At 75.2% G+C, this 24,327-nt stretch carries 28 protein-coding genes; 8 read left to right on the top strand and 20 right to left on the bottom strand.

Annotation, left to right across the window (positions count from 1 at the left end; genetic code table 11):
* From ACI798_RS22325 to ACI798_RS22340, 4 genes are all read right to left on the bottom strand, one after another.
* Positions 1-263, bottom strand: a 263-nt coding sequence (locus ACI798_RS22325; RefSeq protein WP_457048984.1) for a hypothetical protein, incomplete at its 3' end; no start/stop codon positions are given.
* Between the two features lie 43 nt (positions 264-306).
* Positions 307-840 (bottom strand): (2Fe-2S)-binding protein, encoded by a 534-nt coding sequence (locus tag ACI798_RS22330; protein ID WP_456942576.1) that lies wholly within the window; start codon positions 838-840, stop codon positions 307-309.
* Entirely contained in the window at positions 837-1,721 is an 885-nt protein-coding gene (locus tag ACI798_RS22335; RefSeq protein WP_456942575.1) for an FAD binding domain-containing protein, read from the bottom strand. The genes ACI798_RS22330 and ACI798_RS22335 overlap by 4 nt, the downstream gene beginning before the upstream one ends.
* On the bottom strand, positions 1,718-3,205 hold the full coding sequence (locus ACI798_RS22340) for a uracil-xanthine permease family protein (protein WP_456942574.1): 1,488 nt from the start codon (positions 3,203-3,205) through the stop codon (positions 1,718-1,720). Before ACI798_RS22340 ends, ACI798_RS22335 begins: the two co-directional genes overlap by 4 nt.
* Before the next feature lie 183 nt (positions 3,206-3,388).
* Between ACI798_RS22340 and ACI798_RS22345 the strand changes: the two genes are divergently transcribed.
* Positions 3,389-4,888, top strand: coding sequence for an FdrA family protein (locus tag ACI798_RS22345; RefSeq protein WP_456942573.1), 1,500 nt, complete (start codon positions 3,389-3,391; stop codon positions 4,886-4,888).
* On the top strand, positions 4,885-6,300 hold the full coding sequence (locus tag ACI798_RS22350; protein WP_456942572.1) for a DUF1116 domain-containing protein: 1,416 nt from the start codon (positions 4,885-4,887) through the stop codon (positions 6,298-6,300). Before ACI798_RS22345 ends, ACI798_RS22350 begins: the two co-directional genes overlap by 4 nt.
* Before the next feature lie 133 nt (positions 6,301-6,433).
* Here ACI798_RS22350 and ACI798_RS22355 read toward each other — a convergent pair whose 3' ends face one another.
* Entirely contained in the window at positions 6,434-7,198 is a 765-nt protein-coding gene (locus ACI798_RS22355) for a DUF2470 domain-containing protein (RefSeq protein WP_457048985.1), read from the bottom strand.
* A 65-nt stretch (positions 7,199-7,263) separates the two neighbouring features.
* Between ACI798_RS22355 and rpsD the strand changes: the two genes are divergently transcribed.
* Positions 7,264-7,866, top strand: coding sequence for a 30S ribosomal protein S4 (gene rpsD, locus ACI798_RS22360; RefSeq protein ID WP_456942570.1), 603 nt, complete (start codon positions 7,264-7,266; stop codon positions 7,864-7,866).
* Here rpsD and ACI798_RS22365 read toward each other — a convergent pair.
* Both ACI798_RS22365 and ACI798_RS22370 read right to left on the bottom strand, forming a co-directional pair.
* Complete coding sequence (locus ACI798_RS22365) at positions 7,854-8,525, bottom strand: 3-oxoacid CoA-transferase subunit B (RefSeq protein ID WP_456942569.1); 672 nt, start codon at positions 8,523-8,525, stop codon at positions 7,854-7,856. The genes rpsD and ACI798_RS22365 overlap by 13 nt on opposite strands.
* Positions 8,522-9,190: a 3-oxoacid CoA-transferase subunit A gene (locus tag ACI798_RS22370; protein ID WP_456942568.1), complete on the bottom strand. Its 669-nt coding sequence runs from the start codon at positions 9,188-9,190 to the stop codon at positions 8,522-8,524. The genes ACI798_RS22365 and ACI798_RS22370 overlap by 4 nt, the downstream gene beginning before the upstream one ends.
* 81 nt (positions 9,191-9,271) lie before the next feature.
* On the opposite strand from ACI798_RS22370, the gene ACI798_RS22375 reads away from it, so the two are divergent.
* Positions 9,272-9,895 (top strand): hypothetical protein, encoded by a 624-nt coding sequence (locus tag ACI798_RS22375; protein WP_456942567.1) that lies wholly within the window; start codon positions 9,272-9,274, stop codon positions 9,893-9,895.
* A gap of 67 nt (positions 9,896-9,962) precedes the next feature.
* Here ACI798_RS22375 and ACI798_RS22380 read toward each other — a convergent pair whose 3' ends face one another.
* The 10 genes from ACI798_RS22380 to ACI798_RS22425 form a co-directional block, all read right to left on the bottom strand.
* Positions 9,963-10,226 (bottom strand): hypothetical protein, encoded by a 264-nt coding sequence (locus ACI798_RS22380; protein WP_456942566.1) that lies wholly within the window; start codon positions 10,224-10,226, stop codon positions 9,963-9,965.
* 12 nt (positions 10,227-10,238) lie between these two features.
* Positions 10,239-11,381: an SRPBCC family protein gene (locus tag ACI798_RS22385; protein WP_456942565.1), complete on the bottom strand. Its 1,143-nt coding sequence runs from the start codon at positions 11,379-11,381 to the stop codon at positions 10,239-10,241.
* Entirely contained in the window at positions 11,378-13,003 is a 1,626-nt protein-coding gene (locus ACI798_RS22390; RefSeq protein WP_457048986.1) for a hypothetical protein, read from the bottom strand. The genes ACI798_RS22385 and ACI798_RS22390 overlap by 4 nt, the downstream gene beginning before the upstream one ends.
* Positions 13,004-13,096: 93 nt before the next feature.
* Positions 13,097-13,849 carry a GvpL/GvpF family gas vesicle protein gene (locus tag ACI798_RS22395; protein WP_456942563.1) on the bottom strand — a complete coding sequence of 251 codons (753 nt, stop codon included), beginning with the start codon at positions 13,847-13,849 and terminating at the stop codon, positions 13,097-13,099.
* A 2-nt stretch (positions 13,850-13,851) separates the two neighbouring features.
* Entirely contained in the window at positions 13,852-14,289 is a 438-nt protein-coding gene (locus ACI798_RS22400) for a gas vesicle structural protein GvpA (protein WP_456942562.1), read from the bottom strand.
* Complete coding sequence (locus tag ACI798_RS22405) at positions 14,286-14,660, bottom strand: gas vesicle protein K (protein ID WP_456942561.1); 375 nt, start codon at positions 14,658-14,660, stop codon at positions 14,286-14,288. The genes ACI798_RS22400 and ACI798_RS22405 overlap by 4 nt, the downstream gene beginning before the upstream one ends.
* A complete protein-coding gene (gvpJ, locus tag ACI798_RS22410; RefSeq protein WP_456942560.1) occupies positions 14,657-14,869 on the bottom strand; it encodes a gas vesicle protein GvpJ in 213 nt (70 codons plus the stop codon). The genes ACI798_RS22405 and gvpJ overlap by 4 nt, the downstream gene beginning before the upstream one ends.
* The gene (locus ACI798_RS22415; RefSeq protein ID WP_456942559.1) at positions 14,862-15,917 is read right to left on the bottom strand and encodes a GvpL/GvpF family gas vesicle protein; all 1,056 of its coding nucleotides are present in this window, start codon (positions 15,915-15,917) and stop codon (positions 14,862-14,864) included. Before ACI798_RS22415 ends, gvpJ begins: the two co-directional genes overlap by 8 nt.
* Complete coding sequence (locus ACI798_RS22420; RefSeq protein ID WP_456942558.1) at positions 15,914-16,351, bottom strand: gas vesicle protein; 438 nt, start codon at positions 16,349-16,351, stop codon at positions 15,914-15,916. The genes ACI798_RS22415 and ACI798_RS22420 overlap by 4 nt, the downstream gene beginning before the upstream one ends.
* Positions 16,348-16,629, bottom strand: coding sequence for a gas vesicle protein GvpO (locus ACI798_RS22425; protein WP_456936118.1), 282 nt, complete (start codon positions 16,627-16,629; stop codon positions 16,348-16,350). Before ACI798_RS22425 ends, ACI798_RS22420 begins: the two co-directional genes overlap by 4 nt.
* A 230-nt stretch (positions 16,630-16,859) precedes the next feature.
* On the opposite strand from ACI798_RS22425, the gene ACI798_RS22430 reads away from it, so the two are divergent.
* A complete protein-coding gene (locus ACI798_RS22430) occupies positions 16,860-17,639 on the top strand; it encodes an SDR family NAD(P)-dependent oxidoreductase (RefSeq protein ID WP_457048987.1) in 780 nt (259 codons plus the stop codon).
* A gap of 39 nt (positions 17,640-17,678) precedes the next feature.
* On the opposite strand, the gene bar is transcribed toward ACI798_RS22430, so the two are convergent.
* Both bar and ACI798_RS22440 read right to left on the bottom strand, forming a co-directional pair.
* Positions 17,679-18,782: a barbiturase gene (gene bar / locus ACI798_RS22435; protein WP_457048988.1), complete on the bottom strand. Its 1,104-nt coding sequence runs from the start codon at positions 18,780-18,782 to the stop codon at positions 17,679-17,681.
* 23 nt (positions 18,783-18,805) lie between these two features.
* The gene (locus ACI798_RS22440; protein WP_457048989.1) at positions 18,806-19,759 is read right to left on the bottom strand and encodes a carbamate kinase; all 954 of its coding nucleotides are present in this window, start codon (positions 19,757-19,759) and stop codon (positions 18,806-18,808) included.
* A gap of 124 nt (positions 19,760-19,883) precedes the next feature.
* Here ACI798_RS22440 and ACI798_RS22445 point away from each other — a divergent pair, with 124 nt between their 5' ends.
* On the top strand, positions 19,884-20,324 hold the full coding sequence (locus tag ACI798_RS22445) for a hypothetical protein (RefSeq protein WP_456942554.1): 441 nt from the start codon (positions 19,884-19,886) through the stop codon (positions 20,322-20,324).
* Positions 20,325-20,326: 2 nt separating this feature from the next.
* Here ACI798_RS22445 and ACI798_RS22450 read toward each other — a convergent pair whose 3' ends face one another.
* Positions 20,327-21,145: a PHP domain-containing protein gene (locus ACI798_RS22450; protein WP_456942553.1), complete on the bottom strand. Its 819-nt coding sequence runs from the start codon at positions 21,143-21,145 to the stop codon at positions 20,327-20,329.
* A 78-nt stretch (positions 21,146-21,223) separates the two neighbouring features.
* On the opposite strand from ACI798_RS22450, the gene ACI798_RS22455 reads away from it, so the two are divergent.
* Together ACI798_RS22455 and ACI798_RS22460 are read left to right on the top strand one after the other, a co-directional pair.
* Entirely contained in the window at positions 21,224-23,449 is a 2,226-nt protein-coding gene (locus tag ACI798_RS22455) for a RecQ family ATP-dependent DNA helicase (RefSeq protein ID WP_457048990.1), read from the top strand.
* A 39-nt stretch (positions 23,450-23,488) separates the two neighbouring features.
* Positions 23,489-24,121 (top strand): alpha-ketoglutarate-dependent dioxygenase AlkB, encoded by a 633-nt coding sequence (locus ACI798_RS22460; protein ID WP_457048991.1) that lies wholly within the window; start codon positions 23,489-23,491, stop codon positions 24,119-24,121.
* The last annotated feature ends 206 nt before the right edge of the window (positions 24,122-24,327 follow it).

Below are 24,327 nucleotides of genomic sequence, written 5' to 3' on the forward strand. Positions count from 1 at the left end.
GGGGGGGGGGGGGGGGGGCGCGGGGGGCGGGGGGCGGGGTGGGGGGGGGGGTGGGCGTGGTCGGCGACGCGCCCCCCCCGCCGCCCGCCGGCCCCCCCCGCCTCGACGTCGACGTCGACCACGCGCGCGTGGGCGTGCGGGCTGCGCACGAAGGCGGCGGCCAGCGCGCCGGCGCCGATGTCGTCGAGGTAGCGGCCGCGGCCGGTGATCAGGCGGGCGTCCTCGCGCCGGCGGACCGGCTCCCCGAACAGCTTGGTGGTCACCGCACTCGCCTCCCGGCGGCAGGAACGGCCGTTCCTGCCGCCCTCACCGGGCGTCCTCCCGCATCGCCGCGGCGGCGTGCCGGACGGCCTTCTTGATGTTGGCGTAGCCGGTGCACCGGCAGAGGTTGCCGCCGACGAGCTCGTCGACCTCCTCCTCGGTGATCTCCGTGGCCGTGTCGCGCGCCTCGAGGCCCGCCGCGATCGTGACCAGGAAGCCCGGGGTGCAGAAGCCGCACTGCAGGGCGTGGCACTCGCGGAAGGCCTCCTGCACCGGGTGGAGCACCTGCCCGCGCTGGTGGTCCTCGCGGGCCAGGCCCTCGACGGTGGTCACCTCGGCGCCGTCGACCTGCACGGCGAGCACCAGGCAGGAGCGCACCGGGTCGCCGTCGACGAGCACCGTGCACGAGCCGCAGACGCCGTGCGCGCAGCCGACGTGCGTGCCGGTCAGCCCGAGGTCGTCGCGTAGCGCGTCGGCGAGCACCCGGCGCACCGGGACGGTCACCTCCCGCGGGACGCCGTTCACCGTCACGCGGACGGTCCGCTCCGTGTCGATCCGTGGGGTGTCGACGGAGGTCATGCAGCGGTCCTCTCGATCGCCTCGGCGGCCGCCTCGGCGAGGGTCCTCTCGGTGAGCACGCCGACCAGCAGCCGGCGGTAGTCGGCGCTGGCGTGGATGTCGGTGTCGGGGTCGACCAGCGTGCGGGCCAGCGCACCGGCCGCGGCCCAGTCGGCGCTGTCCACGGGCTTGCCGGCGACGGCCTCGGTGAGGTCGTGCACCTCGGGCACCAGCCCGACCGACAGGTAGGACGCGCGGACGGCGGCCACCCGGCGGTCCGCGTCCAGGGTCACGACGACGCCGGCCCCGCAGACGGCGTAGTCGCCCCTGCGCCGGGCGACCTCGGCGAAGGCGGTGCCCGAGCGCTCGGGCAGGGCGGGGAAGAAGGCGTCGACGACGACCGCGCCGCCGGGCAGCGAGGTCTCCAGCGGCCCGACGAACAGGTCCCGCCAGCCGACGGTCTCCCGGCCCTGCGGCGTCGCCACCGTGACCGAGCCGCCGGTGAGGGCGAGCACCGAGGTCATCTCGCCGGAGGGGTCGGCGTGCGCGATCGAGCCGACCGTCGTCCCGCGGTTGCGGATCGCCGGGTGCGCGACGTTCGCCGTCGCCCGGGCCAGCAGCGGCTGGACCCGGGCGGCGGCGTTCGCGTCAGGGCTGTCGCGGAGCAGTCGTGCGTGCCGGACGAGGGCCCCCACCCGCACGCCGTCCCCGGTCGCCTCGACGGCGTCGAGGCCGGGTACCCGGTTGACGTCGACCAGCGTGGCCGGCGCCGCCAGGCGCATCGCCAGCAGCGGCAGCAGCGACTGCCCGCCGGCGAGCACCTTGGCGCCGGGCTCGGCCAGGACGTCGAGCGCCTCGTCGAGGGACCGGGGGTCGGCGTAGCGGAAGGGTGCGGGCTTCACTTCTCGAGCATGTCCCTGCGTCGGTCGGTGCCGGGGCGGCCCACCTGGTCGACCGACGACGGGTCGGCGCTGTACTCCTGACCCCCGGCGCGGTAGTCGTGCGCCCCGGCGTGGCCGAGCGCGGGACCCGTGCCCCCCGCGTACTCCCGCTCGGCCACGAGCGCCGCCTTCATCTCGGCCGGTGCGAGGGCGCGGGCGACGTGCCACCCGAGCACCGCCACGATGGTGCCCAGCGCGATGCCGCCCAGCGAGAAGGTGTCGGTGATCTGCAGGTTCACGTTGCCGATGGCGATGATGATGCCCGCGGCGAGCGGCACCAGGTTGATCGGGTTGGCGAAGTCGACCCGGTTCTCCTTCCAGATCTTCGCGCCGAGCAGGCCGATCATCCCGTAGAGGACGACGGTGATCCCGCCCAGCACGCCGCCCGGGATGATGTTGATCAGCGCGCCGAACTTCGGGCACAGGCCGAGCAGGATCGCCACCAGGGCCGCCACGTAGTAGGCCGCCGTCGAGTAGACGCGGGTGGCGGCCATGACGCCGATGTTCTCGGCGTAGGTGGTGGTGGGGGAGCCGCCGACCGAGGAGGCCACGACGGTGGCGACGCCGTCGGCCGCGATCGCCCGGCCCATGTAGGGGTCGAGGTCGCGCTTGGTCATCTCGGCGACCGCCTTGACGTGGCCGGCGTTCTCCGCGACCAGCGCGATGACGGCGGGCAGCACCAGCAGGCTGAAGTTCAGCGAGAAGCTGGGCGCGGTGAAGTCGGGCAGGCCGAACCAGTCGGCCTGGCCGACGGTGTCGAAGTTGATCCGGTCGCGGGTGACGACCTCGCCGGTGCCGTCGGGCGAGGTGATCTGGCCGGCCGTCGCGTCGAGCAGGATCGACAGCAGGTAGCCGAAGACCAGGCCGAGCAGGATCGAGATGCGGGCCCAGAAGCCGCGCAGCAGCAGCGAGGCGACGATGACGAAGCTCATCGTGGCCAGCGCCACCCACTGGTCCTGGGGCCAGTAGATGCCGGCGACCACCGGGGCCAGGTTGAAGCCGATCAGGAGCACGACCGCGCCGGTCACCGCCGGCGGCAGGATCGCGTGCAGGAACCGGACCCCGGCGAAGTGGATGAGGACGCCGACCAGCGCCAGTACGACGCCGGAGACAAGGATCGCGCCGACGACGTCGCTGGAGTCGCCGCCCTGCGCCCGGACGGCGACGACGCCGCCGACGAACGAGGCACTGGTGCCCAGGTAGCTCGGCACCTTCCCGTTCACGATAAGCAGGAAGATGATCGTCGCGATCCCGCTCATCATGATCGCCAGGTTGGGGTCCAGGCCCATGACGATCGGGAAGACGAAGGTCGCGCCGAACATCGCGACGACGTGCTGGGCGCCGATGCCGACGGTGCGGGGCCACGACAGTCGCTCGTCGGGCGCGACGGCCTCGCCCAGCGGCGGCGTCTTGCCGTCGCCGTAGAGCTTCCAACCGAACGCCATGGGGTCCTCCTCGCGAGGCACAGCCGATGCGGGCCGGGAGGTGCCGCCACCCCCGGGAGGCCGTCACAGTGTCACGCGACACGCCGGGGCGAAAGTGCCTCAGCGCTAAATGTTCGACCGGCAACAAGATCGTTGCGTCGTCGATATCTCACCGTTGAGGGATCTCCCGGTACGGTCGGCGGGGTGAGCGCTCCAGGCCCCGGAGAGGGCGTCCGGCACGTCTCCCTGCGCAGCGGCGTCTACGCCGACTCGGTGCGGTTGATGCAGGTCAGCCGCGACGTCGGCGCCCGCGAGGGCGTCAGCGCCGTCCTCGTCGCCATGGCGACGCCGCTCAACGTCGAGCTCGCCGCGGGGATGGGGCTGGCGCCCGCGGAGACCCCCGCGCCCGACCAGCTGCTCATCGCGATCCGGGCCGCGGACGACGACGCCCTGGCCGCCGCGGTGGCCGCCGTCGACGCCGCCCTGGCCGAGCGCGAGCGCTCCCGCGCCACCGCCGACGCCCAGCCGGCCCGCACGATCGGCGCCGGCCTCGACGACCTCGAGCCGGGCGCCCCGGCGCTGGCGATCGTCAGCGTCCCCGGGCAGTACGCCGCGCTCGAGGCCGCCGACGCGATCGCCGCCGGCCGCAGCGTGCTGGTCTTCTCCGACGGCGTCCCGGTCGAGCAGGAGGTCGCGCTCAAGCGCGCCGCGCATGACGCCGGCGTGCTGGTCATGGGTCCCGACTGCGGCACCGCGATCGTCTCCGGCGTCGCGCTGGGCTTCGCCAACGTGGTGCGGCCCGGGCCGGTCGGCGTCGTCGCGGCGTCGGGGACCGGCGCGCAGCAGGTGTCCTGCCTGCTCGACGCGGCCGGCGTCGGCGTCTCCCACGTGATCGGTGTCGGCGGGCGCGACCTGTCCGAGGCCGTCGGCGGCCTGGCCACCCTCGACGCGCTCGCCGCCCTCGACGCCGACCCGGCCACCGAGCGGGTGCTCGTCGTCTCCAAGCCGCCGGCGCCGTCGGTGGCCGAGGCGGTCGAGCGGGCCGCTGCGGGGCTGGCCACGCCGGTGCGGTCGGCCGCCCTGTCGCCGGAGACGCCCGACCTCACCGCCGCCGTCGAGGCGCTGCTGGCCGACACGGGGCTCGACGTCCCGGTGTGGCCCTCGCGGCCCGGGCCGGCGGAGGCCGCGCTGCCCGGCGCGGTCCTCAAGGGCCTCTACTCCGGCGGCACGCTGGCCGACGAGGCGATGCTCATCGCCGCGCCGGTGCTCGGCGACGTCCGGTCCAACACCCCGCTGCGGCCGGAGCTGGACCTCGGTACGGACCTGTCCGCCCGCGGCCACGTGGTCGTCGACTTCGGCGACGACGCGCTCACCGTCGGCCGCGCCCACCCGATGATCGACCCGACGCTGCGGCTGGAGGCGATCGAGCGGCTGGCCGAGTCCGGCGAGCCCGCGGTGCTGTTGCTCGACGTCGTCCTCGGCCACGGCGCCGACGCCGACCCGGCCGCCGCCCTCGTCCCCGCGCTCACCGCCGCCCGCGCCCGGGCGCACCTGCCGGTGGTGGTCGCGCTGGTCGGCACCGAGGCCGACCCCCAGGGCTGGAGCCGGCAGGCCGACGCCCTCGCCGCGGCCGGTGCCGCGGTCTTCGCCTCCAACGCCGCGGCCACGCGGTACGCCCTCGACCTGCTGGGAGCGCAGCGATGAGCCTGGGTGGTCTGCTGGACGGCCCGCCGGCGGTGGTGGCCGCGGGCGTCGACGTGTTCTCCGGCGCGCTGCGCGCCCAGGGCGCGTCGGTGGCCGACGTCGACTGGCGGCCGCCCGGCTTCGGCGACCCCGCCGACCTCGCCGCGCTGGCGCTGGACCCGCGGCGGGCGGCGGCCAACCGGACGGCGGTCGAGCGGGTGCTGGCCGCGGGGTCGGTGCTGACCGACGTCCGGCCGGCCGGCGAGGTGCTGGGCCTGGAGGGGCGGGTGCTGCTGCACTCCGGTCCGCCGCTGGCCTGGGAGGCGGCGTCGGGCCCGATGCGCGGCGCGCTCGTCGGCGCCTGCCTGTTCGAGGGCTGGGCGTCGACGGTGGAGGAGGCCGAGGCACTGCTGGCCTCCGGCGGCGTGGAGCTCGAGCCGTGCCACCACCGCTCCGCCGTCGGCCCGATGGCCGGGGTGACCTCGCCGTCGATGTGGGCGTGGTGCCTGGAGGACCCGGTCAACGGCGGCCGGGCCTACTGCAACCTCAACGAGGGCCTGGGCAAGGTGCTGCGGATGGGCGCCTTCAACGAGGAGGTGCTCACCCGGCTGGCCTGGATGCGCGACGTCCTCGGCCCGCTGCTGGCCCGCGCGGTGCGCTCGATGGCCGAGCCGCTGGACGTCAAGGCCGTGCTCGCGCAGATGCTGCAGATGGGCGACGAGGGACACAACCGCAACCGCGCCGGGTCGCTGATGACGCTGCGCGAGCTGTCCCCGGCGCTGGCCGCGCTCGACGCCCCGTCGGACGACGTCGCCGCCGCGCTGCGCTTCATCGGCGGCAACGAGCACTTCTTCCTCAACCTCGGCATGCCGACGGCGAAGCTCGCGATGGACGCCGCCCGCGACGTCCCCGGCTCGACGCTGGTCACCGTCATGGCGCGCAACGGCACCGAGTTCGGCGTGCAGACCGCCGGCACCGGCGACCGCTGGTTCACCGGCCCCGCGCAGACGCCGGTGGGCCTGTTCCTCGGTGACTACGGCCCCGAGGACGCCAACCCCGACATCGGCGACTCCGCGATCATGGAGACCTACGGCGTCGGCGGGTTCTCGATGGCCGCGGCCCCGGCGATCGTGCGGTTCGTCGGCGGCACCGTGCCCGACGCGCTGGCCACCACCGAGCGGATGTACCAGCTCACCCTGGCCGAGAACCCGGCGATGGCGATCCCGATCCTCGGCTTCCGCGGCGCCCCGACCGGCATCGACGTCCTCGCCGTCGCCCGCACCGCGTGGCTGCCGCAGATCAACACCGGCATGGCCGGGCGGGTGGCCGGCACCGGCCAGGTCGGCGCGGGCCTCGTGCAGCCGCCGCGGGAGTGCTTCGAGCAGGCGCTGGCCGCGCTCGCCGAGGAGGCCCGCGCCGCCACCGCCGCGTGAGCTGACGCCGGCATCGTCGACCGACCGGTTCGCCGGCCACTGAGCGGGCCGTTCCGTCGAGATCGCGTGATCTCGACCATCCGAGCCCTCCTCCGCGGCGAGATCACGTGATCTCGCCGCGGAGGAGGAGGGATCAGGCCGGCCCGCAGGCGAGCAGGGTGTCCAGCGCGGCCGCCAGGCCCTCCCCTGCGGACAGTGGCACCCGGAACGGCACGCGCAGGTCGTAGCAGGAGCGCCGGGCCTCGACGCGGAACCGCACGCCGTGCCGGTCCAGCCCGAGCAGGCGGACGTCGTCACGCGGACCGGCCCAGGCCTGCACCCGGCCGAGCAGGGAGCCCAGTGCGCCGGCGTGCGCGGCGGCGAGGCCGAACTCGTCGGCGCACACGGGGTCCGGCCGCGCGTCCGCGAAGTCCTCGGGCTCGACCTCGCACGTCGTCCCGGCGTCGGTGAGCAGCACCTCGGCGAGGTCCAGGCGCAGCAGCGCCGCGCCCAGGCCGACGTCGAGCAGCGCGTCCGTGGGGCGGACCTCGGCGAGGTCCAGCAGGGCCGCCTGCACGCCGGCCGGGTGCACCGGGGTCAGCCAGCCGGACAGCTCCACCTGGCCGCGCACCGGGTGCTGCACCGGGAAGGGCGTGCGGTCGGTGACGGTCAGCCGCGCCGGCAGGTCACCCAGGGGCGAGGTCCGCAGCGCCGTCGCCAGCCGCCCGTCGGCGGGGACGACGACGAGCACCTGCCCGGCCGCCGTCGTTCCGCTGACCGTGACCTCGACCGCGCCGACGCCGACCGCGTGCAGCGCCGCCGAGGCCCGGGCGGCCACCGTGCGGGCGCGTTCGGCGGGGGAGGGCCGGGGGATGCCGGTGGTGCCCGCACCGGCGCGGGGGGAGGGGCCGGCGGTCATCGACCACCTCGGGTGTCGGAATGTGGGTAAGGTGAACCTAACCTAACTCGACTACGGAGGTCCGGTTGAACACCCCGCGTCCCAAGGTCCGGCTCAGTCGCCGGCTCGGCCTGCCGCTCACCCCGAAGGCCGTGAGCTACTTCGAGCGCCGCCCGTACCCGCCGGGCGAGCACGGCCGCAAGCGCAAGCAGCAGAGCGACTACTCCACCCGGCTGCTGGAGAAGCAGCGGCTGCGGGCGCAGTACGACGTCAGCGAGACCCAGCTGCGCCGGGCGTTCGACCGGGCCCGGCGCGCCGGCGGCAAGACCGGCGAGGCGCTGATCCAGGACCTCGAGTCGCGGCTGGACGCCACCGTGCTGCGGGCCGGCTTCGCGCGGACCATCTACCAGGCGCGCCAGTTCGTCACTCACCAGCACGTGCTGGTCAACGGCCGGCGGGTGGACCGCCCGTCCCACCGGCTGCGCCCGGGCGACTGGATCTCGATCGCCGAGCGATCGCGGACGAAGGAGCCGTTCCAGGTCGCCGCGGCCGGCGCGCACGCCACCGCCCCGGCCTACCTCGAGGTGCGGCCGGCCGATCTGACCGCGCGCGTCGAGCGCGTGCCCGCCCGCGAGGAGGTCCCGGTGGTGTGCGAGGAGCAGCTGGTCGTGGAGTACTACTCCCGCTGACCCGGCACCAGCACCCCGACGTCGTCGGCGAAGGAGAGCCGGGCGGCCGTGGCGCCCTGCAGGTCGTCGCGACTGAGCCCGGCCACCATCTCGCGCACGAGGAACCCGTCGGCGGTGACGTCGAGGACGGCGAGGTCGGTGTAGACGCGGTCGACCACGCCGGCGGCGGTGAGGGGGTACGTGCAGCGCGGCACGAGCTTGGGCTCGCCGGACCTGGTCGTGTGCGTCGTCATGACCAGCACCCGCTTGGCGCCGACGGCGAGGTCCATCGCGCCGCCGACCGCGGGCGGGTGCGAGGCGTCGTCGGTGGCCCAGTTGGCGAGGTCGCCGCGCTCGGAGACCTGGAAGGCGCCGAGCACGGTCAGATCGACGTGGCCGCCGCGCATCATGAGGAAGGCGTCGGTGTGGTGGAAGAACGCCCCGCCGGGCAGGAGGGTGACCGGCTGCTTGCCCGCGTTGATCAGCTCGGGGTCCTCCTCGCCCGGCGCCGGGGCGGGGCCCATCCCGAGGATCCCGTTCTCCGAGTGGTAGACGACCTCCTTGTCGTCCCCGATGCAGTCGGCGACCAGCGTGGGCAGCCCGATGCCGAGGTTGACGTAGGCGCCGTCGGGGATGTCCCGGGCGATCCGCCGTGCGACGTCCCGCGTGTCCAGCCTCACGCCCTGCCCACCTCCACGACGCGGTCCACGAAGATCCCCGGCGTCACGATGACCTCCGGGTCCAGCTCACCCAGCTCCACGAACTCGTCCACCTGGACGACGGTCAGCGCGGCCGCCGCGGCCATCGTCGGGCCGAAGTTCCGCGCGGCGGTGCGGTAGACGAGGTTGCCCCAGCGGTCGGCGCGCGCGGCCCGCACCAGGGCGACGTCGCCGGGCAGGGGCTCCTCGAAGACGTGACGACGCCCGTCGATGACCCGCACCTCCTTGCCCTCGGCGAGGCTGGTGTCGGCACCGGTCGGGGTGAAGAACCCGCCGAGGCCCGCGGCCGCGGCGCGCATCCGCTCGCTGAGCGTGCCCTGGGGGACGAGCTCGAGCTCCACCTCACCGGCGCGCCAGCGCTCCTCGAACCAGATCGAGCCGGTCGAGCGCGGGTAGGAGCAGACGATCTTGCGCACCCGCCGCTCGCGCAGCAGCGCCGCGACGTCGGTCTCCCCGGAGCCGGCGTTGTTGGTGACGATGGTGAGCTCGGTGGTCCCCTGGTCGAGCAGGGCGTGCACGAGCTCCACCGGGACGCCGGAGGCGCCGAACCCGCCGATGAGCACGGTCGCGCCGTCCTCGATACCCGCGACGGCCTCGGCCGGCGACCCGACCCGCTTGTCGATCATCCGCACCCTCTCCGGCTCCGTTGACGTGCCCGACGCTAACGGGCTGGCGCCCGCCCGGCCGGACGCGCCAGGCTGCGCCCCGTGTGGCACACCGGCTTCCCCGACGGCGACGCCCCCGACGACGACGCCCCCGACGAGGAGTTCCTCCGGCGGATGGGCCCGCCGGACAACGAGGTGCCGGTGGCGCTGCCGGTGAACGTGCTGCTCGCCCGCACCGGCGACGCCGCCGTCGCCCTGGTCGGGCTCCAGGTCTACTCGACCGGGGTCTCGACGACCCTGGCCGTCCGCGTGCGCGAGCGCCCGAGATCGGTGCACGGCCTGTCGGAACTCGTCTTCGGACCCGGGCGCGGCGGACTGCTGGTCGGGGTCGGTCTCGCCGACGGCCGCCGGGTCGCCAGCGGGGGTGTGCCCCGGAACGACCCGGACCTGGTCTGGCAGCCCGGGGCGGGGTCGGCCGGCGACCGCACGGCCGACCAGGAGTGGTGGCTGTCGCCGCTGCCCCCGGACGGGCCCCTGACCGTCGTCGTCCGGTCCGCCGACCTGGGCATCGAGGAGGCGGCGACCGAGCTGGACGGGACGGCGATCCGGGCCGCAGCCGCCGGTGTGGTGGAGCTGTGGCCGTGGACGCCCCCGGCACCGTGGGACCCGGAGCCGCCGGTGCCCCCGGACCTGCCGCCGGGGTCGTGGTTCCGCGGACCCTCCTGACCGCGGACACGCCACGGCCGGCGCCGGGGTGCCGTGGAGCACCCCGACGCCGGCCGGCGGGTCCACCTCAGGAGGACAGGCGGACCAGCCGCTGGATCAGCGACCTGCTGGGAAACCGGTCCTGGCGGATCTTGTCCAGCAGGATCTCCGCGTACTCCTGCTTGCGCCACGGCGTGAGCAGCGCCTCGACGTCGTCCATCATCGTCGCCGACGGGTAGTGGTCGGTCTCGATCTTCTCCAGGAGGACGTCGAGGACCTCCTCCCGGACGCTGAGCGAGACGGCAGCCTCACGCAGCGACGCCGGGACCTCCCCGTTCTCGGTCTGGGACACGGACTCCTCCTCTCAGCGGGTCCCGGCGGGTGCTGCCCGCCGCGCCCGTCGCCGCGGGGGCGTCCCGCCCCCGGATCCGTCGCCGGAGGGCGCCCCTGCAGGGACCGGCTCCTCCTCGGGAGCCTCCTCCGGCGTCTCCTCGGGCTCCTCCTCGGGGGCCTCCTCGGGCTCCTCCTCAGCGCCCTCCTCGCCGGCCTCCTCCTCCTCGCCGGCTTCCTCCTCGTCGTACCCGGCCTCCTCGTCGTAGCCGGTCTCGTCCTGGTCCTCGGCTCCTTCCGGAGCCTCGGCACCGGTCTCGTCCGGCTCCGGCTCGTCGGGCCCGCGGACGACCTCGCCGTCCCGGATCTCCCCGCGCCAGCTCCCGGTGGCTTCGCCGCGCATCATGATGAAGCGCCGGAAGTGCTTGAGGTCCAGCCGGGCGCGGCGACCCTGGGCCCGCCAGATGTTGCCGGTCTTCTCGAACAGGCCCTGCGGGTAGTACTCCATGACCAGCAGGACCTGGGTGAGGTCGTCGGCGAGCGGGTGGAACGTGATGACGCCCTTGGTCGTGCCCTTGGCGCCCTCGGTGGTCCAGACGATCCGCCGGTCCGGGATCTGCTCGGTGATGGTCGCCTTCCAGTTCCGGCGGGACTTGGCCACCTTCACCCGCCAGTTGCTGGACACCTCGTCCGCCTGGTCGACCGAGTCGACGCCCTTCATGAAGCTGGCGAACTCCTGGAACTGCGTCCACTGGTCGTAAGCGACGTTCACGGGGACGCCGACGTAGACGTCCTCGACGATGTTGACGAACTTCTTGTTGCCGCCGGCCCCGCCGCCCTTGCGGAAGGCGCCCTTGATCTTCTCCTTGATGCCGGAGCCGACACCACCGAGCACCGCCTTCACCGGGCTGTCGCCCTGGGCCAGCCGGGAGATGGCCCCGGTGGCGGCGGGAGCGACGAAGCCGCCGCCCTCGGCCTTCTCCTTGAGGCCGTCGGTGACGCCGGTGACCTTGCTGCCGAGCGACTTCACCGCGTCGGTGGCGCGGGCCTTGGCGTAGTCCTTCGCCGCGTCACCGAGCTTGCCGATCACCGGGTTGCTGGCGAGCCCGCCGAGCAGGCCCCCGCCACCTCGGCCGCCGCCGGTCTCCTGGTTCTCCTGGTTCTCCGTGCTGGTCATGCCCGGGTTCCTTCCGTGCGCGGACGACGGGGAGTGCGGCCCTGCGGCCGGGCGCGGCGTGCCGGCTCGGCCTCGGTCTGGCGGCCCTCGTCACGGCGGCCGGCCTCCTGGCCGCCGCCGGACGCGGCGTCGCCGGTCTGCCGGGACCGCCGGCGGGGCGCGTCGGAGGACTGCTGTCCCCGGTCGCCCTGGGCCCCGCGGGCCCGGCCACCCTCCTGGCGGCCCTGCGGACGCCGGGCCCCGCGGCGCGGCGGCAGCGGCGTGTCCTGCTCGCCCCCGTCGTCGCCCCCGTCGTCGGTGTCGTCGCCGGGTGAGCCGCCGGCCTGGCCGGGGTCGACGTCGACGTCGGCGTGACCCGGGTCGGGGGTGCGGTCGCTGCCCTCGTCGGACGTCTCCTCCTCGGACGTCTCCTCCTCGGACTCGTCCTCACCGGACGCGTCCCCGGCCGAGGTGTCGCCCTCGGCGGTGGCGTCCTCCTCGCCCTCGGCGGTGGCGTCCTCCTCGCCCTCGGCGGTGGCGTCCTCCTCGCCCTCGCCGGACTCCTCCTCGGACTCCTCGTCCTCGTCGGAGGTGTCGTCCTCGTCGGAGGTGTCGTCCTCGGCGGTGAGGTCCTCGTCGCCCTCGTCCTCCGCCTCGTCCTCCGCCTCGTCCTCCTCGTCGTCGTAGGAGTCCTCGTCCTCGTAGTCGTCCTCGTCGGTGTCCTCGTCGGACTCCTCCTCGTCGGAGGTGTCGTCCTCGGCGCTGAGGTCGTCGTCCGCCTCGTCCTCGTCGGACCCCTCGGCCTCGTCGGTGTCCTCGTCGGTGTCCTCGTCGGACTCCTCGGCCTCGTCGGTGTCCTCGTCGGACTCCTCGGCCTCGTCGGTGTCCTCGTCGGACCCCTCGGCCTCGGCTGCGCCGGTGTCCTCCTCGGCCCGGTCGTCGGGGACGTCCTCGCCCTCGGCCTCGCCCTCCTCGGACTCCTCGTCCTCGGCGGCCTGGTCCTCGGCGGCCCGGTCCTCGTCGGTGCCGGTGTCCTGGTCCTCGGCGGTGTCCTGGTCCTCGGCGGTGTCCTGGTCCTCGGCGGTGTCCTCCTGGTCCTGGCCCTCCTGGTCCTTGTCCTCCTGGCCCTTGCCCTTGCCGGTGATCGCCCGGAGGCCGCGGCGGAGGACGCCGGTGCCCGACTCGGCCGCGCCGCCCGCGGCGCCGGTGGCCGTGCCGGCCGCCTTGCCGGCGGTGTCGGTGGCCGTGGAGGCGGCCTCGCCGGCGGTGTCGGTGGCCTTGAGCGCCGCCTCACCCACGGTGTCGACGGCCTTCCCGGCCTTCTCGTTGAGCGCGGCCGTGCGCTGCTCCAGCGCCTTGGTCAGCGCCGCGAGCTGGGTGTCGAACGTCGCCGTCGCCGCGCTCCTGCCGGCCTGCAGCAGGGGCCCGCGCAGCTGGGTCAGCAGCTCCTTGGCCTCGTTGCTGCTGGCGACGGACAGGAGGGCCTCACGCAGGAGGCGCTTGGGGTCCAGCGCGGACTGCGAGCCGGCGACCCACATGGCGAAGCTGAGTGCGGCCCGGCCCTTCTTCATGCGGCCCAGCAGGTAGCCACCGAGCGTGGCGGCTCCCAGCTTGAGCACGGACGGGGTGGGACTCTCGGTCACAGTGATCCTCTTCTCCCACCGGGGACCCGGTCCCCGGTGCAACTGCTCGATCGACTGCCGCCGGCCCCCGTACCGACGGTGTGGTGCTTTCCCTCACCACCCCCATCGCGAACGGGGTGCGGGCTGCGAGCCCACGACCACGTCGTCCAGGAAGCTGTAGACGGGCATCGGGCCCACGTACTCGACGCCCGCGCTGCCGGCGGCCGCCTCCCGCAGGCGGGCGACCGCGGCGTCGGCGTCGTCGAGCCGGTCACGGCGGACCAGGTACGCGGTCCGCGACACCTGCTCGTCGACGTGCAGCTCGCGCGACTGCTCGGCGACCCCCGCCAGCTCCTGGGTCCAGGTGGCGGCGAGCTCGGCCTGCAGGTCGGCGACGCGCGCGGCCACCGCCTCGCCCACCGCCATCCGGTCGGCCAGCGAGGCCCCCGGCACCCGGGCGCGGGCGGCCAGCCGCGCGATGTCCCGGTCGTCGCGGCTCACCGCGGCGACCGAGGCGTCGGTGTCGAAGTCGAGGTCCAGCCGCAGCTCGACCAGGTCTGCCACGGCGTCCAGGCGCTGGGCCAGCTCGTCCGCCGACGGCTCGAGCACCTCGGCCCGGACGGCGTCCTCGTCGGGCGCGACCGTCCCGAACGGCAGCGGCAGCACCGGGACGGTCACGACCAGGGTCACCAGCAGGTCGAGGTGCGCGACGGCGTCGTCGCCGGCCAGGTCGCCCTCGGGCGCGTCGGACACCACCGCCGCCAGCGGCCCCGCGACGACGGTGCGCGGCTGCCCCAGCCGGCCGGGGGGCACCCGGCCGACGGCGGGCGCGTCGGCTCCGCGGAGGACGCCGTGGACGAGCAGCACCGTCAGCTCCGGTTCTGCGGCCGCCGCGAGGCCGGGGCGCCGCGCTCGCCGCCGCGCGAGCCGCCGTCGCCCTCCTCGCGGTCCCGGTCGCGGCCGGTGAGGGAGCCGATGACGTCCTGGGCGGTCTCCCGGGCGCCGCTCAGGGCTCCTTTGGTCTTGGCCCGGGACCCACCCTGGGTGACCTCGCGGATGAGGCCGGGGAGGCCCGCGACCTGGTCCTGCGGCTGCAGGTCCAGACGGTTGACCGCCTCGGCGAAGCGCAGGTACGTGTCGACGCTGGCGATGACGATCCGCGCGTCGATGGTGAGCAACTCGATGCCCACCAGCGCCACGCGCACGTACGCGTCGATGACGATGCCCTTGTCGAGGACGACGTCGAGGACGTCCGCGAGGCCGCTGGGCCGGGGGGCGCGGTTGACGGAGGACGTGGACATGGTCATGGCTGTCTCCTGCTCGGGTCGGGGTCGGGGGGCCGTGCTCTGGTGCCCGTGGTGCCACCGCGGGCCAGCGCGGTGAGGTCGAGGGGCAGGTACAGGTCCTCGGGAACGACGCCGAACGCGTCGATCAACTCGTCGAAGGTGGCCTCCAGGTCGATCAGGGCCCGGCCGAGCTGCTCGACCTGGGCGTCGGTGAGGTCGCCGGCGTCCACCCGCCGCAGCGCCTGGCGCTCGACGACCTGGCGGACGACCTCCAGCAGGGACACGACCAGCCGCCCCAGCGAGCGGCCGACCTCCTCGCCGCTGCCTTCGAGGCGGCGGGCGGCGCCGGACGGTCCCCTCCGCTGCGGGAGCTGGGGGTCGGGGCCGGTCACCGGACGGCCTCCACGCGGACCGGCTGCGGTTCCCGGGGCTGGACGGCGGTGAGCAGCAGGCGCAGGTCCAGCCGGACCAGGTCGATGCCGGCCAGGGTGATGACGACGTCCCCGCCGACGTAGGCGCCGCGCTGCAGCACCCGGTCGAGCAGCTCGACCAGGCTCGTGCCGCGGGTGTCCCCGCCGAGGATCCCGGTCCGCTCAGCCACCGCTGCCCTCCGCGGTCAGCGCGGCGAAGGAGTACGGCGGCCAGGGGCCACTCACCTCCAGCGCGAGTCCGTCGGCCTCGAGCTCCGGCCGGACCTCGCCGACCGCGGCGAGGAACGCCTCGTCCGCGTCCGGCACGACCAGGCAGGCGAGGTCGAGCAGCAGCCCTGATGCCGGCGCGGCGCCGCGGTGCAGGCACTCCCGGACGTGCGGGTCCAGCGCCTGCTCGAGCCGGTCGGCCGCCCGGGCCGCGTCGCGGGCCGACTCCTCCCGCTCGCGCAGCGCCTGCCGGCGCTGGGCCAGGTACGCGGTGCCGGTCAGCTCCTCCCGGTCGGGCCGGGACCCGCGGTCGGGGGTCTCCTCGCCGTCGGCCGAGCGGACCAGCCGGACGCCCCACTCGCGCGCGTCGCCGATGCGGGTCAGCTGCTCACGGGCGACGGCGGCGTGCTCGGCCAGCAGGCGGCGGGCCGCCGTCGCGTCGGGGACGGCGGTGCCCAGCCGCAGCGGCAGCACCGGACCGGCGGCGACGGCGGCCCGGACGACGGCGTCGTGGCCGCGGGCCAGCAGCGCCAGCCGCCCGCCCTCGGACAGGTCGTCGGGATCGACCTCGAGGTCGGCGCGCGGCACGCGGCGCACGAGCAGCCCGAGGTCGCCGTCGGTGACCAGCTCGAGGGGGTGCCCGCCGTCGGGGGCGCCGGGCGGGTCCGCGGGCACCGGCAGGTCGGCGCGGGTCAGCGCGAAGGCGTAGAGCACCTCGCCGGAGGCCGGGGCCGCGTCCGTCCGCGGCGCGGGCACGGGAGGCGGAGCGGGGTCGGGCGCCGGGGCCGGATCGGGCGCCGGGGCGGGCTCCGGGCGGGCGGCCGCGGCCGGCGCGGGAGCCGCACCCGGCGCCCGGCCGGCGAGGACCTCCGCCACGAGGGCGTCGGCGAGCAGGCCGGCCAGCCGCTCGACCGCCAGCTCACGGCCCCGGACGACCGCGTCCGCCAGCACCTCGGGGCCCAGCTCGCGGGCCACCCGGGTGAGGCGGTCGGGGACGTCGGGACCGGTCACGGCTGCTCGGCCCCCCGCCGCTCCGGCGCCTCGTCCGTCGCCCCGTCCCCGTCCGCCGGACCGGCCTCGAGGCCCTGCCGGCGGACCAGCTCCTCCAGCTCGGCGACGCGCGCGCGCAGGGCGGCGACCTCGCCGTCGTCGCGCTCACCGTCGTCGCGCTCGCCGCCCTCGACGGCCGGCGCGGGCCGGCCGGAGAAGAACGGGTCGTGGCTCCACCAGTCCAGGCCCATCTCGCGGGCGGTCTCCGCGGAGGACACGAACAGGCGCAGCTTGAGGGTCAGGAGCTCGATGTCGAGGATGTTCACGACGATGTCGCCGGCGATGACGATGCCCTTGTCGAGCACCCGCTCGAGGACGTCGGCCAGCGAGTCGGGCTGCCGGCCGAGCGCTCCGCTCCCGACGCCGACCTGACGGCGGGCGACGGGTCCGCTCATGCCTGGTCCACCTGGCCGCGGCTGAAGCGGCGCAGCCGCTCGAACCCCGTCAGCGTCCCGGAGCCGTCCATGTCGACCCGGTAGGTCGCCATGACGCTCGTGGTGGAGGGGATGCGCTCGAGCTCGACGACGTCGACGAGCACGGACCACCCGTCGCCGTCCCGGCGCACGCCGGTGGTGGCGACGGGTTCGAGGCCCGTCAGAGCCATGAACTGCTCCAACGCGCCCCGGACGGCGCCCACGAGTCCCCCGTGACCCTCGCGATGATCCGTGTCCATGGCTCGGCCCACTTCACTCGTCGAATGATCAGGATCCGCCTCTACCCGACCCCCATGCAGGGGAAACGGGATGATCACGGACGGGTGACGGTGTACCGGAGCAGGCCCGGGTGCGCCACCGCGGGGCCGGGTGACCGGCGACCCCGGGAACACGCCCGCACCCGCCGGGAGCTGTTCGCCCCGTGCCGCGCGCAGGTCGCGCGCGTGCCGTCCGAGACCCGAGGAGCCCCGTGCGCATCGACCTCTCCGGCCGCACCGCGGTCGTCACCGGCTCGTCCCAGGGCATCGGCCTGGCCATCGCCACCGGGCTGGCGGCCGCCGGCGCCGCCGTCGTCCTCACCGGCCGCGACCCGGGCAAGCTCGAGCGGGCCGCCGCCGGGATCGAGAGCGAGGTGCGCACCGTCGCCGGCGACGTGACCACCGACGAGGGCACCGCGGCCCTGCTCGAGGCGGTCCCCGACGCCGACGTCCTGGTCAACAACCTGGGGGTCTTCGGCGCCCGGCCGGCGCTGGAGATCACCGACGACGAGTGGCGCCGCTACTTCGAGACCAACGTGCTCACCGCCGTGCGGCTCACCCGCGCCTACCTGCCCGGGATGCGCGAGCGCGGCTGGGGCCGGGTGCAGTACATCGCCAGCGACTCCGCGGTCGCCATCCCCGCCGAGATGGTCCACTACGGCGTCTCCAAGACGGCTCTGCTCGCGGTCTCCCGCGGCTTCGCGAAGGAGGCTGCCGGGTCCGGGGTGACGGTCAACTCGGTGATCGCCGGGCCCACGCACACCGGCGGCGTCGAGGAGTTCGTCCACTCGCTGGTGGGGCGCGACCTGCCGTGGGACGAGGCGCAGCGGCGGTTCGTGCGCGAGCACCGCCCGGCGTCGCTGCTGCAGCGGCTGATCGAGCCCGAGGAGATCGCGAACATGTGCGTCTACCTCGCCTCGCCGCTGGCCTCGGCCACCACGGGCGGCGCGCTGCGGGTCGACGGCGGCTACGTGGACGCGATCCTGCCGTGAGCGGGACCCGCAGGGTCGGGGCCCTGCGGGTCCCCTCCGTCAGGCCTCGATGATCGCGGCGACCGGGCCGCCGCCGGACGGGCCCTGGTGCACCGCGGCCACCGAGACGAACACCGCCGGGTCGCCGGTCACCGACGCCGCGACGCCGCCCACCGTGGCCTTGATCTGGCGGTGCCAGAAGACGTCGGAGTCGTCGAGCATCGCGTTGCGCCGGCCGCGGACGTAGCCGGTCGGGTCGGCCTCGCACTTGAGGAAGACGTTGACCAGCCGGCCGCCGAGGTCGCTGACGTGCGGCCGCTCGGGCAGTTCGAGCCCGGCCTGGCGGATGGCGTCCCAGATGCCGTCCTGGTCGAGGGCGTCCTTCATCACCGAGTGCCCGATCCGGTACTTCCCGCCGTGTCCGCGCGCGTTGCCGACGACGACGATCTGCGCCCGGTCCAGCTCCACGCCCGACGAGCAGGAGGCGACGGCGCTGTAGAGCGACAGGTCGCGCATGACCTGCTCCTGCTCCGGCATCTCGATCTCGCCGAGCGCCACCGCGATGCCCAGCGCCGTCGTCCCGTTGGACAGGTCCATCGAGCCGTGCGGCTCGTCGTAGTAGGTGTCCTTGCCGCGGTTCTTCGCGTCGCGGATGGTCTCGATGGTCAGCAGCGGCGTCTTGGTCTGCACGTAGTGGACGTCGGCCGGGTCGGTGATCCCGGCGGCCTCCATCGCGCGGCGCACGCCCTCGGCGACCTTCTCCACCATCGAGATGCGGCCGATGTCCTCGGGCAGCAGGACGTCGCTCATCGCGTAGCCCACCGTCAGCCGCGGCTCCTCGGTCTTCTCGACGGCGTCCTCGGGCAGCGTGGCGAAGATCGTCGCGTGCGGGCTGATCACGCCGTCGGTGCCACCGGACCACACGATCGGGATCTCGGCGACCTCCTCCTTCGACCGGGTGCCCTTCTCCAGCAGCACCTCGCGGAAGGCGCGGTCGGCGATGATCCGGGTGTAGTCGTTGACGCCACCGTTGCCCTCGGTCTTGCCGATGACGGCGACGACCCGGTCGGCCTCCATGACGCCGTCGTCGATGAGCTTGGCCAGCTCGCTGGCGTCGCTCACGTTGTGCAGCGGGACCTTGCGGACCTCGATCGGTGCGGGCACCTGTTCCTCTTTCCTGTGCGGCTCTATGCGGCGGTGAGCACGGTGCCGACGGCGTCTCCGGTGACGGCGTCGGCGATGTTCTCGAGCGACGTGACGACGGCGCGCTCGCCGCCGCCCTCGACGAAGCGGAGGACGGCCTCGACCTTGGGGCCCATGGAGCCCCGGGCGAACTGGCCGTCCCCGGCGTGCTTCCGGAGCTCGGCCACCGTGACCCGGCCGAGCGGGCGCTGGGACGGCGTCCCGAAGTCCACCATCACGTTCGGGACGTCGGTGGCGATGACCAGGGTGTCGGCGTCCAGGTCGCGCGCCAGGACGGCGGCGGTGAGGTCCTTGTCGATGACGGCCTCGACGCCGCGCAGGGCGGCGCCGTCCCCGCCGTCGTCGGTCACCGGGATGCCCCCGCCCCCGGCGCAGACGACGACGAAGCCGGCCGCGGCGAGGGCGTGGATCGCGGGGGAGTCGACGACCGCCCTCGGCTCGGGCGAGGCGACCACCCGCCGCCAGCCCCGCGGGCCGCGGTCCTCCCACACCTGGCCGAGGGAGACGAACCGCTCGGCCTCCTCGCGCGGGAGGAAGCGGCCGACCGGCTTCGACGGCTCGCGGAAGTGCGGGTCGTCGACGTCGACCAGGGTGCGCGTGACCAGCCCGGCGGTGCGCTGGGGCAGCCCGCGGGCGGCCAGGGCCGCGTCGAGCTCGTCGGCGACGGTGAAGGCGATGGTGGCCTGGGTCTGCGCGACGTTCCAGTCCAGCGGCACCGGTGGCACGACGTGCGCGGCGAGCTCGTTCTTGACCAGCAGGTTGCCCACCTGCGGGCCGTTGCCGTGGGTGAGTACGACCTCGACCCCGGCGGCCACCACCTCGGCGACGTGGCCGGCCGCCTCGTGGATCGCGTCCCGCTGGGCCTGGGGCGTGGCGGAGCCGTCGGCTCCGGTCATGGCGTTGCCCCCGAGGGCGATCACCACGCGGCGGGACGTCACCCCGGCGACCCTAGCGGCGTTTCTCTTAGCGGTGAAGTAGTTGTCGGGACCTCGTGCCCCTCCGCGGGACCCCCGGCCACGGGACACTCCCGGGGGAGCGGGGGCAGCCCGGGAGGAGACGGTGATGCGCGTCCGCTTCGGCTTCGACACCCGCGCCACCCCTGCCCAGGCCCGCGAGGCGTTCACCGACGTCGGCGACCGGCGGCTGGAGGTGTGGTCGAAGACCCTCGACCCGGCGAGGTACGAGGTCCGCGAGCAGGGTGAGGGCTGGGCCGTGCTGCGCGAGGGCAGCGCGGGCGTCCCCTTCTGGGTGCTGCTGCGCTACGAGTGGTCGGACCCCGATCGGGTCACCTGGACGCTGCTGGACAGCGACCACTGCGACCGCGGCACCGGCGAGGTCCGGATCACCCCGCGGGACGACGGCGGCAGTCACGTCGACGTGACGTGGCGCCACAGTGGCGGCCGCGGGCTGCGCGGGCGGGCGGTGCTGCTGGCCCAGGGCCTGATCGCCCCTGTCGCGCTCCCCCGGGTCTATCGCGCCGCCCTCGACCGGGCGGCCGGCTGAGCTCAGCGGCGCCAGAAGTCGAAGCGGTCCCGTCCCGGGCGGAACCCGGCGGCCTCGACGACGTCGACGGCGAGGTCGAAGCGCTGCCCCACCGCGCCGGGCTGGTGGGCGTCGCTGCCGAAGCTGACCGCCTCGCCGCCCTCCTCGCGGAACCAGCGCACCTGGTCCACCGAGGCCAGCGGGCTGCTGGTGTTGACCTCGAGCGCGCGGCCGGTGCCGGCCAGCGCGCGGAACACCGCCCGGTACTCCTCCTCGTAGTCCTTCTCCACGTAGCGGTGCGACCCGCCGGGCCAGTAGCGCCGCGGGAAGTCGACGTGGGCGAGGACCTGGAAGACGTCGCTGCTCTCGACCATGTCCACGACCTCGGCCAGGTAGCGGCGCATCGTGCCGTCGGCGTCGGAGTAGAGCAGCTGCCCGACGCCGTAGAGCCGGCCCTCGTGGTGCAGCGAGTGCAGCGACCCCAGGATCCGGTCGACTGGCGCGCCGGACAGGTGGGCGGCGACGCTGGACTCGAACAGGTGCGGCTCGCCGGCCTCGACGCCGGACCAGATCCGCAGCTCGGGGAACCGCTCGCGGACCTCGGTGAGCTCGGCCCAGTAGCCCTCGGTGTCGATCGGCGCGTGCCGCGAGGCGTGCCGGTCGACCAGGCCGAGCGTGGTGGCCCGGTCGTCGGCGCCCCACACCGTGAAGTCGAGGTGCTCGGTGAAGGCGATCGCGGGCAGCCCCTGCGCCACGGCCTGCTCGCAGGCGCGGGCCATCGTCACGCTGCCCGGGGTGTCCCACGACCACCCGGTGTGCACGTGGTTGTCCGGCGGTCGCATCGTCCCCATCCTGCCCGTCGTCCCCAGGTCCCGCTCGCACGGCCCCGCTGTCGGGGGACGCACCTACTGTCGGGTGCCATGAGCACCGCCGCGCCCCCGTCCGACCTGGCGACCGAGGCCCTCGGCGTCCTCCGCGAGCTGACCGGCCGGCCCGACGCGGTGTTCCGCGAGGGACAGGACGCCGCCGTCGCCGCGCTGGTCGAGCGCTCCGAGCGGGCGCTGGTCGTGCAGCGCACCGGCTGGGGCAAGTCGGCGGTCTACTTCGTCTCCACCGCGCTGCTGCGCCGCCGCGGTGCCGGTCCCACCCTGCTGGTCAGTCCGCTGCTCGCGCTGATGCGCGACCAGGTGGCCGCCGCGGCCCGCGCCGGCATCCGCGCGGTGGAGATCTCCAGCGCCAACGCCACCGAGTGGGACGACGTCGCCGCCGCCCTGGCCGCCGACGACGTCGACGTCCTGCTCGTCTCCCCGGAGCGGCTGACCAACCCGCGCTTCCGCGAGGAGCAGCTGCCCGGCCTGGTCGCCCGCTGCGGCCTGCTCGTCGTCGACGAGGCGCACTGCGTCTCCGACTGGGGGCACGACTTCCGCCCGGATTACCGCCGCATCCGCGACCTGCTCGGCACCCTGCCGGCCGGCACGCCCGTCCTCGCGACCACCGCCACGGCCAACGAGCGCGTCGTCGCCGACGTCGCCGAGCAGCTGGGTGCCGGCGGCGTCGGGGTGACGACGGTCCGCGGCCCGTTGGCGCGCGACTCGCTGCGCCTGGGCGTGCTGCGGCTGCCCACCGACCGCGCCCGGCTGGCCTGGCTGGCGGCCCACCTCGGCGACCTGCCGGGCAGCGGCATCGTCTACACGCTCACCGTCGCCGCGGCCGAGGAGACGGCGGGGCTGCTGCGCGACGCCGGGCACGACGTGCGCGCCTACACCGGCCGCCTCGACGACGCCGACCGCAAGGAGGCCGAGGAGGCGCTGCGGGAGAACCGGGTCAAGGCGCTGGTCGCCACCTCGGCGCTGGGCATGGGCTTCGACAAGCCCGACCTCGGCTTCGTCGTCCATCTCGGGGCGCCGTCGTCGCCGGTCAGCTACTACCAGCAGGTGGGCCGCGCCGGCCGCGCCGTCGACTCCGCCGACGTGCTGCTCCTGCCCGGCCCCGAGGACCTCGCCATCTGGCAGTGGTTCGCCACCTCCTCCATGCCGCGCGAGGACCACGCCGCCGCGGTGCTCTCGGCGATGGCCGACGGGAAGGCGTGGTCGGTGGCGCGGCTGGAGACCGTGGCCGACGTCCGCCGTTCCCGGCTCGAGCTGCTGCTCAAGGTGCTCGCCGTCGACGGTGCGGTGGAGCGGGTGCAGGGCGGCTGGCGGTCCACCGGCCGCCCGTGGGTCTACGACGCCGACCGCTACGCCCGCGTCGCCCGCACCCGGGAGGCGGAGCAGCGGTCGATGATCGCCTACGCGAAGCCGGTCGACGAGGCTCGCTGCCGGATGGCGTTCCTCCAGGAGGCGCTCGACGACCCGACCGCCGCCCCGTGCGGCCGCTGCGACGTCTGCGCCGGCCCCTGGTACCCGACCGACGTCCCCGCCGGTGCCGCCGAGGCGGCCTCCGCCGCGCTCGACCGCCCGGGCGTCGAGCTTGCCCCGCGGGCCCAGTGGCCCACCGGTGCCGACCGGCTCGGCGTCGAGGTGAAGGGGAAGATCGCGCCCACCGAGCAGGTGGACCCGGGCCGGGCGGTCGCCCGGCTCACCGACCTGGGCTGGGGCCAGCGGCTGCGCACCCTGCTCGGCGACGACGGCGTCGGCGGCACGGTGACCCTCGACCTCGAGGCGCCGGGCATCGAGGAGGACCCGGACGCCGCCTTCGACGTCCCCGTGCAGCGCTCGGTGTCCGACGTCCCGCCGGACGAGGACCTGCTGCGCGCGTGCGCCCGCGTGCTCGGCGCCTGGGACTGGGCCGAGCGGCCGGTGGCGGTGGTCGCCGTCCCGTCGCGCCGCCGGCCCCGCCTGGTGTCCGGGGTCGCGCAGGGCCTGGCGCGGATCGGGCGGCTGCCGTACCTGGGTGAGCTCTCACTCGCGCACGGCGGGCCGACCGGGGGCCCGGGCGGGAACAGCGCCTTCCGGCTGGCGGGGGTGTGGCAGCGGATCGTCGTCGGGTCGGAGCTGCGGTCGCGGCTCGACGAGCTGGGGCCGGTGCCGGTGCTGCTCGTCGACGACCTCGCCGACTCGCGCTGGACGATGACCGTCGCCGGGCGGGAGCTGCGACTGGCAGGGGCCTCCCGCGTCCTGCCCTTCGCGCTCGCCCTCACCGCCTGAGGACTCGTACACACGTTCGATTACGGCTAGCCTGCCGCCATGTCGCTCGCGCACCAGCCGTCGATGTTCGACGTCGCCGAGGAGGCCGCGCTCACCCCGCTCCGGGGTCGGGTGCGGAGGCACGTGCTCAGCGGGGGCGCGTGGGTCGACCACCTGCCGGGCTGGGTGAGCGGGTCGGACGAGGTGCTCGAGGTGCTGCGCGGCGACATCGGCTGGCGGGCCGACCGGCGTCAGATGTACGACCGCGAGGTCGCCGTCCCGCGGCTGCTCCGCTGGTACGGGCGCGGTGAGACGCTGCCGCACCCGCTGTTGACCGAGGCCCGCGCCGCGCTCGACGCGCACTACGCAGCCGAGCTCGGTGAGCCGTTCGTGACCGCCGGAATGTGCCTCTACCGGGACGGCCGGGACAGCGTGGCCTGGCACGGCGACCGCCTGGGTCGCAGCCGCACCGAGGACACGATGGTGGCGATCGTCTCCTTCGGCTCGCCCCGCCCGCTGCTGCTCCGGCCGGCCGGCGGAGGCGGCGAGACCCTGCGCTTCCCCCTGGGGCACGGGGATCTGGTGGTGATGGGCGGCTCCTGCCAGCGGACCTGGGAGCACTGCATCCCCAAGACGACGCGGCCGGTCGGCCCGCGGGTGAGCGTCCAGTTCCGCCCGGCCGGCGTGGCCTGAGGAAGGACCTTCCTGCCCCTGCCACTCGAGGCCGGTGGGGGTCCCCTGCAGAGGGGCACCCGGGTCCGACACGGCCATTGGGACCCCCCTGCAGGACCCCTTCGGGGCCGTGTATGGTTCTTCCTGCACCAAGCGAGAACGGACCGGGCCGCCAGCCTGGTCAACCGCCGGAAGCGCCTCTGAGGGCGCGCTGTTGCGGAGCCTGG

The organism is Geodermatophilus sp. SYSU D01045 (assembly GCF_054050295.1).

Bases quoted from the DNA above. Each gene is read 5' to 3' on its own strand.
- ACI798_RS22420 (WP_456942558.1), bottom strand. From the start codon at position 16,351: ATGAGCGGACCCGTCGCCCGCCGTCAGGTCGGCGTCGGGAGCGGAGCG.
- ACI798_RS22455 (WP_457048990.1), top strand. From the start codon at position 21,224: ATGAGCACCGCCGCGCCCCCGTCCGACCTGGCGACCGAGGCCCTCGGC.
- ACI798_RS22460 (WP_457048991.1), top strand. From the start codon at position 23,489: ATGTCGCTCGCGCACCAGCCGTCGATGTTCGACGTCGCCGAGGAGGCC.
- ACI798_RS22330 (WP_456942576.1), bottom strand. From the start codon at position 840: ATGACCTCCGTCGACACCCCACGGATCGACACGGAGCGGACCGTCCGC.
- ACI798_RS22450 (WP_456942553.1), bottom strand. From the start codon at position 21,145: ATGCGACCGCCGGACAACCACGTGCACACCGGGTGGTCGTGGGACACC.
- ACI798_RS22340 (WP_456942574.1), bottom strand. From the start codon at position 3,205: ATGGCGTTCGGTTGGAAGCTCTACGGCGACGGCAAGACGCCGCCGCTG.
- ACI798_RS22400 (WP_456942562.1), bottom strand. From the start codon at position 14,289: ATGACCATGTCCACGTCCTCCGTCAACCGCGCCCCCCGGCCCAGCGGC.
- ACI798_RS22350 (WP_456942572.1), top strand. From the start codon at position 4,885: ATGAGCCTGGGTGGTCTGCTGGACGGCCCGCCGGCGGTGGTGGCCGCG.
- ACI798_RS22385 (WP_456942565.1), bottom strand. From the start codon at position 11,381: ATGACCAGCACGGAGAACCAGGAGAACCAGGAGACCGGCGGCGGCCGA.
- ACI798_RS22425 (WP_456936118.1), bottom strand. From the start codon at position 16,629: ATGGACACGGATCATCGCGAGGGTCACGGGGGACTCGTGGGCGCCGTC.
- ACI798_RS22445 (WP_456942554.1), top strand. From the start codon at position 19,884: ATGCGCGTCCGCTTCGGCTTCGACACCCGCGCCACCCCTGCCCAGGCC.
- ACI798_RS22355 (WP_457048985.1), bottom strand. From the start codon at position 7,198: ATGACCGCCGGCCCCTCCCCCCGCGCCGGTGCGGGCACCACCGGCATC.
- ACI798_RS22370 (WP_456942568.1), bottom strand. From the start codon at position 9,190: ATGATCGACAAGCGGGTCGGGTCGCCGGCCGAGGCCGTCGCGGGTATC.